General features: G+C 63.1%; 9 protein-coding genes and 1 pseudogene. 4 read left to right on the forward strand and 6 right to left on the reverse strand.

All coding sequences use genetic code 11. The features are described from left to right. Window positions 1–65 precede the first annotated feature (65 nt). Window positions 66–866 (forward strand): enoyl-CoA hydratase/isomerase family protein, encoded by an 801-nt coding sequence (locus tag VKR55_RS12965; protein ID WP_324403799.1) that lies wholly within the window; start codon window positions 66–68, stop codon window positions 864–866. A gap of 131 nt (window positions 867–997) precedes the next feature. Here VKR55_RS12965 and VKR55_RS12970 read toward each other — a convergent pair whose 3' ends face one another. The 3 genes and pseudogenes from VKR55_RS12970 to VKR55_RS12980 form a co-directional block, all read right to left on the reverse strand. Further along, window positions 998–3,112, reverse strand: a complete 2,115-nt coding sequence (locus VKR55_RS12970; protein ID WP_324403801.1) for an acetate--CoA ligase family protein — start codon at window positions 3,110–3,112, stop codon at window positions 998–1,000. A gap of 166 nt (window positions 3,113–3,278) precedes the next feature. Further along, window positions 3,279–4,043, reverse strand: coding sequence for a VOC family protein (locus tag VKR55_RS12975; protein ID WP_324403803.1), 765 nt, complete (start codon window positions 4,041–4,043; stop codon window positions 3,279–3,281). 2 nt (window positions 4,044–4,045) lie between these two features. Beyond that, window positions 4,046–4,841, reverse strand: a pseudogene (locus VKR55_RS12980) (enoyl-CoA hydratase). Window positions 4,842–4,981: 140 nt separating this feature from the next. Here VKR55_RS12980 and VKR55_RS12985 point away from each other — a divergent pair. The 3 genes from VKR55_RS12985 to VKR55_RS12995 all read left to right on the forward strand — a co-directional run bounded on the left by VKR55_RS12985 (window position 4,982) and on the right by VKR55_RS12995 (window position 9,249). Further along, the gene (locus tag VKR55_RS12985) at window positions 4,982–5,761 is read left to right on the forward strand and encodes a thermonuclease family protein (protein WP_324403805.1); all 780 of its coding nucleotides are present in this window, start codon (window positions 4,982–4,984) and stop codon (window positions 5,759–5,761) included. 67 nt (window positions 5,762–5,828) lie between these two features. Continuing rightward, the gene (locus VKR55_RS12990; protein ID WP_324403808.1) at window positions 5,829–7,289 is read left to right on the forward strand and encodes a M48 family metalloprotease; all 1,461 of its coding nucleotides are present in this window, start codon (window positions 5,829–5,831) and stop codon (window positions 7,287–7,289) included. Window positions 7,290–7,602: 313 nt separating this feature from the next. Beyond that, window positions 7,603–9,249 carry a tetratricopeptide repeat-containing glycosyltransferase family protein gene (locus tag VKR55_RS12995; RefSeq protein ID WP_324403810.1) on the forward strand — a complete coding sequence of 549 codons (1,647 nt, stop codon included), beginning with the start codon at window positions 7,603–7,605 and terminating at the stop codon, window positions 9,247–9,249. Between the two features lie 173 nt (window positions 9,250–9,422). On the opposite strand, the gene VKR55_RS13000 is transcribed toward VKR55_RS12995, so the two are convergent. The 3 genes from VKR55_RS13000 to VKR55_RS13010 all read right to left on the reverse strand — a co-directional run bounded on the left by VKR55_RS13000 (window position 9,423) and on the right by VKR55_RS13010 (window position 11,241). Further along, window positions 9,423–10,193: a CarD family transcriptional regulator gene (locus VKR55_RS13000; protein WP_324403812.1), complete on the reverse strand. Its 771-nt coding sequence runs from the start codon at window positions 10,191–10,193 to the stop codon at window positions 9,423–9,425. 333 nt (window positions 10,194–10,526) lie between these two features. Then, the gene (gene fdxA / locus VKR55_RS13005) at window positions 10,527–10,865 is read right to left on the reverse strand and encodes a ferredoxin FdxA (protein ID WP_324403815.1); all 339 of its coding nucleotides are present in this window, start codon (window positions 10,863–10,865) and stop codon (window positions 10,527–10,529) included. 106 nt (window positions 10,866–10,971) lie between these two features. Continuing rightward, window positions 10,972–11,241 (reverse strand): RNA-binding S4 domain-containing protein, encoded by a 270-nt coding sequence (locus VKR55_RS13010; RefSeq protein WP_324403821.1) that lies wholly within the window; start codon window positions 11,239–11,241, stop codon window positions 10,972–10,974. Window positions 11,242–11,356 lie beyond the last annotated feature (115 nt).

Here is an 11,356-nt window from a genome sequence, read left to right on the forward strand (position 1 = left end):
CCTCTCCCTCCGGGAGAGGTGAAGTACTTCCGCCGCGGCGAAACCTGAATTCACGGAGATCATAGATGAGCAAGTACACTGATATCGGCGTCGAGAAGCACGAGCACGTCGGCCTGATCGAGATCCGCCGACCGCCGCTGAATTTCTTCGACGTCGCGCTGATCAACCAGATCGCGGATGCGCTGGAGGAGTTCGACCGCGACATCGAAATCCGAAGCTCGGTGCTCGCCGCACAAGGAAAGGCGTTCTGCGCCGGCGCGAATTTCAACGATCCGGCGCGGAAGGAGCAGGAGCAGCGCGCCAAGACCGATCCGGCCTCCAACCTGCCGATCAACCATCTCTATGTCCAGGCGGTGCGCATCTTCCGCAACAAGAAGCCGATCGTCGCGGCCGTGCATGGCGCCGCCATTGGCGGCGGGCTGGGGCTTGCGGTCTCGGCGGATTTCCGCGTCACCTGTCCCGAGGCGCGCTTTGCGGCAAACTTCACCAAGCTCGGCTTCCATCCGGGCTTTGGCCTGACTGCGACGCTGCCGGAATTGATCGGCAAGAACAATGCGGAGCTGATGTTCTACACCAGCCGCCGCGTCACCGGCGAGGAGGCCTATCGCTGGGGCCTTGCCAACGAGCTGGTCCCGCAGGATCAGGTGCGCGCCGCCGCGATGAAGCTCGCCAGCGAAATCGCCGAATGCTCGCCGCTCGGCCTGGTCTCGACCCGCGCCACCATGCGCGGCAACCTCGCCGACCGCGTGCTGGCGGCGACCAACCACGAACTGATCGAGCAGAACCGGCTGCGCGTGACGGAGGATTTCAAGGAAGGCGTGAAGGCGACAGCGGAGCGCCGTGTGGCGAATTTCGTAGGGCGGTGAGGTTGCGAAGAAGTAGGGTGGGCAAAGCGACGCGTGCCCACCATTCTATCGCGTGCCGGGATGCTGCATGGTGGGCACGGCGCTGTCGCGCCTTTGCCCACCCTACGAGTTCGCCCGGAGCGCCGGTGGAGTTATGTCCGCGGCACTACCAGCGCATCCACGATCGTCACGCCCTGCCCTTCCGGGTGCACCAGCACCGGGTTGAGCTCGATCTCGGAAACCTTGGCCCGTAAGCGCGCGGCGAGCACCGACACTTCGGAGATCAGCTTCGAGAGTGCCGCGACATCAGCCTTCGGTGCGCCTCGAAAGCCGCGCAGCAGCGGCGCGGCCTTCAGCTCGCCCAGCATCGTCTCGGCCTCCATCGTACTGACCGGCGCGGGGCGGTAGATCACGTCGCGAAACAGTTCGGTGGTGACGCCGCCGAGCCCCACCATCACCATCGGCCCGAAGGTCGCATCCAATAGCGTACCGATGATGATCTCGACGCCCTTCCTCGCCATCGGGCTCACCAGCACGCCCTGGATCAGCGCCTTCGGCCGATGCTTCTGCGCATTGTCGAGAAGATCGCGATAGGCCGTGAACGCCTCGCCCTTGGTCGTGATCCCCACGCGCACGCCACCGACTTCGCTCTTGTGCGCGATATCGGGCGACTGGATTTTCATCACCAGCGGAAAGCCGACGCGCGCGATTGCCGCATCGAGTGCGTCGCGCTCGGTCACCAGCACCTCGTCCGGCGGCGCGATACCCGCATCGCGCAGCAGCGCCTTGCTATCGGCTTCGGACAGCGTTGGCGCCTTCAGATGCGCCGAGAGATCGCGTGCGGGCAGCGATGCCACTTCCGCTTCCGGCGCGAGCTTGAATCTCGAATAGTCCAGCAGACGCCGCATCGCGACGCCCGCATGGGTCAAACCCGACAGCACCACGACTCCCGATTTGGCGAGCTCGCGCCGCGCGAAATCCGACGGCAGCGTGTAGGAATAGAACACCACCGGCTTGTTCTGCTTTGCGATCACAGGCTTCAGCTCGGCTTCCTTGAACCACATCCGCGTGTCGCTGGAGAGCGACAGCACCACAAGCGTCGCGTCGACCTCGTTGGACGCATCGAACAGCTCGATGCTCTTCTGCAATCCACCGCTGGATACCCCCTGCGCGGTGACGTCGACGGGATTGCCAGCCGCGCCATAGGACGGCATCCATTGCTTGATCTGCGCCTGAATGCCTTGCGACAACGCTGGCACCTGCAGGCCCTGCATCGACACGGTGTCGGCACCCCAGATGCCGCCGCCGCCGGACACGGTGAGCACCGCGACGCGATTGCCCTTCGGCAACGGATTGCTCGCAAGCACGGCGGCAATCGTCACGGCCTCATCGAGATCGTTGGAGACGATGAAGCCGTATTTGGCGAACACGGCATCGTAGGCCGCCGACCAACCGGCCATGCTTGCGGTGTGCGAGGCCGCGGCGCGCTGGCCCGCGCCGGAGCGGCCAACCTTGGTGACGATGACCGGCTTTCGCATCTCCGCGGCGCGTTTCGCCGCAGCCAGAAATTTGTCGACATCGCGGATGCCCTCGATGAACAGCAGGATCACGTCGGTGGAAGCGTCCTGCACCATGCAGTCGAGAAACTCGCCGGCGCCGAGATCGCTCTCATTGCCGGCGCTGACGCAATAGCTGACGGCAACACCCAGCGCCTTGGCGCGATGCTTGATGGCAAAGCCGATGCCGCCCGATTGCGCGACGATGGCGATCCGCTTTTTGGTCGCAACCAGCGGCACGTGGCCCGGCTTGACGTCCACGGTCGGGCTGAAGGTCGCCGCGACCTTCTGCACCTCGCTCATGAACCCTTCGGCATTAGGGCCGGAGATCCGCATACCCGTGCGCCTGGCGATCGCGACGATTCTGTCCTGCATCGCGGCGCTATCGCCGCCCTCCTCCGCAAAACCGGACGAGATGATCACGGCATTCTTGACGCCGACCGCGGCGCATTCTTCCAGCGCTCCGATCACGGCGCGCGCGGGAATGATGATGATGGCGAGATCGATCGGCGCGCCGACTTCGGCGATGGTCTTGTAGCACTTGAGACCGTCAATATCACCGTAGTTCGGATTGATCGGATAAATCCGGCCCGGATATTCGTTCTTGCGCAGCATCGACAGCAGCCGGCCCGGGATTTTCTCGAGGTCGCGGGAAGCGCCGATCAGCGCGATGCTTTCGGGCGCGAAGAAACTGTCGAGCGGATGCGGCATGCGGGGTGTCCTTTTTTATTGGATGAATTGATGCAGCGCGCCCAGTCCCACCCTCGTCATGCCCAAGCTTGACCCGGGCATCCACGTCTTGAACGACATCGCTTGTGGTAAAGACGTGGATGGCCGGGTCAAGCCCGGCCATGACGAACCTCATATGCAATGAATGTCACACGGCGAGGCGGAAGCTGACTCCGCCGATAAAGAATTCGTTGCCGCTCACCTTATACCCCCGCGCCTTCGCCGCCTCGCCAACCTTGGCTACATCGCCGACGCGAAAATCGAGCGCGCTCATGATCTCTTCAGCGCCTTTCACGAAGCGGAGGACACTGTTCGGCAGCTTCAGCTCCGGCGTAGCGTCAGCGCCTTTCGTAACACCAACACCGATGATCCTGCCCCAGTGCGCGGCGAGCCCTGCCGGGTCCGGGCTCTGCATCTCGACGCCGACAATGGCCTGCGTGACATCCTTGCGGATGTGCTTTTGCCAGTTTGGGCCTGCCGGCGGATAGGGGCCGAGCACGTCGTCGCTGCCGTCGGTGTGATTGAACTCGATGAAGGCGGCGCGGCAATCGCGCGGATGCAATTGCATGCCGTGATAGGGCGCATGCGTGATGACATTCGCCGTACGCACGCCAAACGCATTGGCGCGCGCGGCATAGGCGTCGGGATCGTCGCAGCAGAAGATCGCCATATAGCCGCCGCGGCCACCTGTCCTCTCGATGAACCGGCCCGCCGCTGTGCCGTCGCGGAACGGCGCGACTACTTCGAGCAGGATCGTGTCGACCGGCAGCAGCGCGTTCACGAGGCCGTATTTTGCGACGTTACCGTCACGGTAACAGACCTCGAGCCCCATGATGGCGGCAATATCCGGTATCAGAGGCTCAAGATGCGGCGCAACCAGACAGACTTGCCGCAGCCGCATGTAAGGTCCCATGGTCACTGCCCCAGGAACGCCGGCCTGCGCTTCTCGACGAAGGCCTTGGCCGCTTCCTTGTGGTCGGCGGTTTCGCCGGCGCGTGAATGATGGATCGCTTCGCCATCGAAGCAGGCTTCGAGCGACATCGTCTCGGCATTGTTGATGTTGCGCTTGATGTAGCCGAGCGCGATCGACGGCCCCTGCGCCAGCGACATGGCCAATTCACGCGTAGCGGACTCGCATTCGGCATTCCGGCACGACCTTGGTCACCATGCCGAGATCGAACGCTTCCTTCGCCGTCAGCACCGGCGACAAAAGGTAAAGCTCGCGCGCCTTGGCGCTGCCAAGCATCTGGGTCAGGAAATAGGTGCCTCCATAGTCCCCGGAGAAGCCGACCTTTGCAAACGCGGTCGTGATCTTGCAGGATTCGGAAGCCACACGCAGGTCGCAGGACAGCGCGATCGAAAGCCCGGCGCCGGCCGCCGCGCCATCGAGTTGCGCCACTACCGGCTTCGGCATCTGGTGGAGGATGCGCGAGACTTCCATGCCCTTGCGCAGAGTCACCTGCTTGGCCTCGAACGACATCGGCGCGCGGCCGGCCGCCATCGACTTGACGTCGCCGCCGACGCAGAAGGTGCCGCCGGCGCCCTTCAAGAGCACCGCGCGGACCTCGGGATCTTCGGCCGCGCGCCGCGCGGCCTCGACCAGCCCGTGCGTCATGTCCGGGTTCAGCGCATTGCGACGATCTGCACGATTCATGGTGATGGTGAGGAGGCCCTTGTCGAGATGCTGGAGGACCATTTCGTTGGCGGTCATGGTGCGTTGCCCTTGTCGTTGATTGTTATCGATAAATCGTCATGACGCGATCATGCCGCATGCCCCTCTGAGCGGCAAGCTATCGCGCTTATGCGTTTTTCCGCTAAGTGGAATGCACAAAACTGTGCGAGCATGACGCCATGTTCGGATCACGCCTGTCGTCTCGTGGCCTTCTTGCTGCTGCACTTTTCTTCCTCGCTTCGTTTGACGTGGCGCATGCGGCGCCCTGCCAGTTCGAAGAGCAAGGCGAAGGTCATGTCGCTGAAGTGATCGACGGCAAGAGCTTTCGGCTCTCCGATGGAAGCGAGATCAAGCTCGTTGGAATCGAGCCGACAGGCGCGACCAGGGCCGAACGCATCGCGGCGCTGTCGACGATCATCGCGGACAAGGACGTGAGCTTGCGCTGGGGTGACGACACGCCGGACCGCTACGGCCGGCAAGGCGCGATGGTGTTCGTTGCGCCGTCCGGCACGCTGGTGCAGGGCCTCCTGCTCTCGGAAGGAACCGCGCTGGTCTCGACCGAGATCACCGACAAGGACTGCGCGGCCAGCCTTTCCGCCGCGGAGGCCACCGCACGCACCGCAAAAAAGGGAGCCTGGGCAGGTTCGGCCGTCATAAAAAACGCAGAAAGTGCAGACGATATTTTGGCCGGGATTGGGCGTTTTATGCTGGTCGAGGGACGGGTCGTGTCCGTCCACCAGTCAGGGGCTGTGACTTATCTGAACTTCGGACGGCGCTGGACACGGGACTTTGCTGCGACTATTTCAAGGCGCAATGTGGCGGCGGTCGAATCCGCCGGCATGGCCCTTAAGTCGCTCGAGAATCGGCGGATTCGGGTTCGTGGTTGGGTCGAGGCGCACCCAGGCCCACGGATTGAAGTGGTCCGGAGCGGGCAGATCGAAGTGTTGGGCGGAAACTGACCCGCCCGGATAATAACAATAAGAGTAGCTTGACGTGGAAGGGCTAGCGGGACGGCGCGAACTGGGAATGAGCCGCCGGCTTTGGGCTGCGCCGGCTCTGCTGTGGGTGGCAGCAACGCTGGCCGCCTGCGGCGACATGAGCCGGTTCCAGATGGCCAACATTCCGTCGGCCGCGCCCGCGATCAAGCCGAGCCACGCGGTAGTGAGCACGCCGGCCTCCGAAAAGGAGCACGAGCGCATCCTCGCCTCCTATGGCGGCGTCTATGACGATCCCAGGCTGCAGGCCCTCGTGACCAAGACCGTCGACCGCCTGGTCGCGGCCTCCGAGCGGCCGGACCAGGCCTACCAGGTGACGATCCTCAATTCGGGCGCGGTGAACGCGTTCGCGCTGCCGACCGGCCAGCTTTACGTGACGCGCGGCCTGCTCGCGCTTGCCAATGACACATCCGAATTGTCCTCGGTGCTGTCCCACGAGATGGCGCATGTGCTGGCGAAGCACGCCGCCCAGCGCGAGGACCAGGTAAAGCAGGCCGCGATCGTCGACAAGGTTGTCACCGACATGGGCAACGACCCCGAGGTGACGGCTTTCACCATTGCCAAGAACAAGATGGCGCTGGCGAATTTCTCCCGCGCGCAGGAGCTCGATGCCGACAAGATGGGCGTCGGCATCTCGGCGAAGGCGCATTTCGATCCTTACGGCGCGGCGCGCTTTCTCACTTCGATGGAGCGCAATGCGGAGCTCAAGGTTGGCAAGCCTTCGCTCGATCCGCGCGCGCAGGATTTCCTGTCTTCGCATCCGGCAACGCCCGAGCGCGTGGAGAAGGCGGAGGCCGTGGCGCGGCAATATACCAAGCCCGAGAACTCCGAGCGCGACCGCGAGGACTATCTTTCCGCCATCGACAACATCGTTTACGGCGAAGATCCCAGCGAAGGCTTTGTGCGGGGCCGCCGTTTCCTGCATCCAAAGCTCGGGTTCACCTTCCAGGCGCCGGAAAACTTCTCGCTCGACAACACTGCACAGGCGGTGATCGGCGTGCGTGACGGCGGCGCGCAGGCGATGCGCTTCGACGTGGTGCGCGTGCCGGCCGATCAGACCCTGAGCGATTATCTCAATTCCGGCTGGATGGAGAATGTCGACAAGTCGACCACCGAAGACCTGACCATCAATGGTTTCCCGGCGGCGTCGACCACGGCGCACGGCGACCAATGGCAGTTCAAGGTCTACGCGCTGCGCTTCGGCGCCGACGTGTATCGCTTCATCTTTGCCAGCCGCCAGAAGACCACCGAGAGCGAGCGCAACGCGCGCGAGACCGTCAATTCCTTCCGCCGCCTGACGCTGGAGGAGATCCAGGACGCTCGCCCGCTGCGCATCAAGGTCATCACCGTGCAGCCCGGCGATACCGTGGAATCGCTGTCGCACCGCATGGCCGGCGTCGACCACCCGGTCGAGCGCTTCCGCGTGCTCAATGGGCTCGATCCCAAGGCGCAGGTGAAGGTCCGCGACCGCGTCAAAATCGTGGTGGATTGACGGGCGGGGCGTCCTGCGCGACGTTCCATTAAACAAGTAGGGTGGGCAAAGCGAAGCGTGCCCACCATCTCACCACACATCTGAACAGAATGGTGGGCACGGCGCAAACGCGCCTTTGCCCACCCTACGAATTTTTGTCGTCATTGCGAGCGAAGCGAAGCAGTCCAGGCTGTCACCGAGGACGCGGTCTGGATTGCTTCGTCCGCATCGCTCCTCGCAGTGACCAGGCTTTTTAGGCCGCGCGACTTCCGGCCCGCGCAAGAATCAACTACGGCTCACTTTGGAAGCAAAGCAACCGCATCGATGAACCGCCGTGACCGCTGATCGGCCGCTCGCACCTCCAACCAACGCTGGCCCCGCTCCGGCCGCGCTCTACGAAGCCGGTCTTGGGCATATGCAGGCGGGCCGCCCCCTCGAGGCGCAGCTTTGCTGCCGGCAGGCGCTAGCGGTCGACCCCAATCACACCGACAGCTTGCATCTGATGGGGCTTCTCAGCCTGCAGGCCCGGCAATACGACCACGCCATCGCGTGGATCGCACGCGCCAACCAGCAGGACCCCGGGACCGATTATCTGTTCAGCCTGGGGACCGCGCTGGAGAGCCAAGGTCTTCATCAGGAGGCGCTCAAGGCGTTCGACCGCGCGGTGCAGCTCAAGCCCAACGATGCCGAATTATGGGCGAGCCGCGGCAACACCTTGCACAGGCTGAGGAGGTTCGCGGAGGCCGTCAGCGACAACCGCCGCGCGCACGAGCTTGGTCCGGAAAGCGCGGACATCTGCAACAATATCGGCGCGTCGCTGCAATACCTCCGTCGGGACGAGGAAGCGTTGTCGTGGTTCGACAAGGCGCTCGCACTCCGGCCAAACTTCATCATGGCGCTGATCAACAAGGCCTCCTCGCTTGCGCAAATGCGGCGTATCGATGAGACCATCGCGACTTACCGGCAGGTGAAGGCGATCGATCCTGCCAACTCCGAGGCGGAGTCGTATCTGTCGTTGATCTACCTTTTGGTCGGCAATTTCGAGGCTGGCTGGGACTTGTACGGGGCGCGCTGGAACGCGCAGATGCGGCCCGAGTCCTACCCGGATTTCCACCAGCACCTCTGGCACGGCCAGGAGGCCATCTGCGGCAAGACAATCCTGGTTTTCGCAGACGAGGGATTTGGCGATACCATTCAGTTCGCACGCTACATCCCGATGCTGGCCGCGCGCGGCGCGCGAGTCATTCTGTCCGTCGAGGAGGCGCTTCGTCCCGTGCTCTCGGACATGCCGGGTATTGCACAGTGCCTTCCGAAGCCGGCGCCGTCGCTGCCGCCATTCGACCTGCACTGCCCGATCGGCATGCTGCCGCTCGCTTTCGGAACACGGCTCGATACGATTCCCTCGACTGTGCCGTACCTGCCTCCGCCGTCGGAGGCGCGTGTGCATGATTGGGAACAGCGACTCCGCGAACGCGTGGGCCCTGACAGGACGCTTCGGGTCGGCCTCGCCTGGTCCGGCAGGGCGGAACACACCAACGATCACAACCGATCCATTCCATTGCAGATGTTGCGGCAACTTCTCGATGCCGATGCGAGCTTCGTCAGCCTGCAGCGAGACCCAAGGTCCGGCGACCAGGCGTCCCTTCAGACGAGCCGCATCGTCGACCTGACCTCGCATCTCACCGATTTCGCCGAGACGCTGGCGCTCATGAGCTGCCTTGATCTTGTGATCAGCGTGGACACCAGCGTCGCGCACCTCGCCGCGGCAAGCGGCCGTCCGACCTGGATTCTGCTGCCTTATTTGCCCGACTACCGCTGGCTGCTCGATCGCGACGACAGCCCCTGGTATCCGACCGCACGGCTGTTCCGGCAGAGCGAGGCGCGCTCGTGGGAGGAGGTGGCTGAGCGAGTGTGGCGCGCGCTGGAAGCCCTCCGTCGTCCCGGGCGAGCGAACGAAGTGAGCGCGACCCGGGACCCATAACCCCAGGCCTTCATGTTGCGAAGGCTCGGAGTTTGCAACTGAGCCCAACAACTCCGGCCTGTGGTTATGGGTCCCCGCTTTCGCGAGGACGACAGCCGACAGGGCGACGCACAAAACAAAAAGCCCGGTCTTTCGACCGGGCTTTTCTCAAACTGCTAGTCCTGATGACGCTTTCAGGCGGCTTCATCAGCGACGGTGGTATCGTCGCCGTCGGCATCGTCGCTCTCGTCGACATCGCCCTCGGCGTCGCCCTCACCTTCTGCGCTGCCTTCGGCCTTGACGCCGCGGCGCGGGCTCTTTGCGAGCTGGCTCTCGATTTCCTTGACCGCTTCAGTCTCGGTCGAGTGCTGCACCACCGCGATCTCGCGCGACAGGCGGTCGAGGGCGGCTTCATAGAGCTGGCGCTCGGAGTAGGACTGCTCCGGCTGCGACTCCGAGCGATAGAGGTCGCGCACGACCTCGGCGATCGCGACGATGTCGCCAGAGTTGATCTTGGCTTCATATTCCTGAGCGCGGCGCGACCACATGGTGCGCTTGACGCGGGCGCGGCCCTTCAACGTCTCCAGTGCCTTCTTGACCAGCGCGGGCTCGGAAAGCTTGCGCATGCCGACATTGGCGACCTTCGCGGTCGGCACCCGCAGCGTCATCTTGTCCTTCATGAAGTTGATGACGAACAGCTCGAGCTTGGCGCCGGCGATCTCCTGCTCCTCGATGGCCAGGATCTGGCCGACGCCGTGGGCGGGATAGACGACGAATTCATTGGCCTTGAAGCCCTGACGCTGGGTCACAACCTTCTTTTCCTCAGGGCGGGGAGCGGCAGCCGTCACCGGCTTGGCGGGCGCGGCCGGCTTGGGGGCGGCCTTCGCAGCAGTCTTGGCTACAGTCTTGGCAGCAACCTTCGCACCGGTTGCTTTCGCAGCAGTCTTGGCACTTTTCGGGGGCATTGCACTTCTTTTCTTGGAGGACTTTGGAGCCGAGGCCGCTTTCCCGGCGGTCCGGCTCTTGGACGCGCTACGGCTGGCCGGAGCAGCTTTCTTTGATGGCTTTGAAGTACTCTTTTTACGCGTTTTCTGTGACACGGCCTGTGCGCGGAACTGCCACGCCCCTGTTCGATGTTTTCGCGGAAACCCTGTTCAAAAGGGTCAATGCGGCTGACCGATTCAGCTCAGAATGTGCCCAATATAGCACATTTTCCGCAAAAATCAATGATTTAGCGGATTTAAGGGCCGTTTTTGCTGAGTCCCGCCTATTAGGGTTAAGCGTGGGGCGATTTTATGTCAGTCGCCGGCCCCGGGGTTCGGAGAAAAATATTTCTCGAACTTGCCTTCCTGACCTTCGAAATCTTTCGCATCAGGCGGAGATTCCTTCTTCTGAGTGATATTCGGCCACGACTTGGCATACTCAGCGTTGACCTCCAGCCACTTCTCGAGGCTGGGTTCGGTATCGGGCTTGATCGCGTCGGCCGGACATTCCGGCTCGCAGACGCCGCAGTCGATGCATTCGTCCGGGTGAATCACCAGCATGTTCTCGCCCTCGTAGAAGCAATCGACGGGGCAGACCTCAACGCAATCGGTGTACTTGCATTTGATGCAGGCTTCAGTGACGACGTAAGTCATCCAAAACTCCGAACAACGGCTCGATTTTCCAGTGGTTGCCTAGCGCAGTCAGTGCACTGCCGCAAGGGAACCGGGACCAAGAATTGAACCTCAAGACAGCAATTAGTTACTCCTGCCGGCCGTGCAATTCCTCATAGAGCACGCGCGCGGCATCGGCATCGCCCCGCCGCTCGGAAAATCCGACCACCTTCAACACGCGAACCGCACGGTCGAGCGCAATGGTCAAGACGTCGCCGATCTTCACGGCGTGTCCCGGCGAGGTCTCGCGCACGCCGTTGATCCGTACATAACCGCGCGCGACCAGTTGAGCGGCGCTGCTGCGGGCCTTCACCACTCGCGCATGCCACAGAAATTTGTCCAGGCGCTGGCGATCCAGGATCTCACTCTTTGCGATTGCCCGCGAGCTGCTCTTTCAGCGCCGCGAGTTTTGCGAACGGCGAATTGGGATCGGCCGCACGGTCGCGCTCGCTCGACGAGCTCGCATAGTGCCG

Source organism: Bradyrhizobium sp. (genome assembly GCF_035309285.1).
Lineage (GTDB): Bacteria > Pseudomonadota > Alphaproteobacteria > Rhizobiales > Xanthobacteraceae > Bradyrhizobium.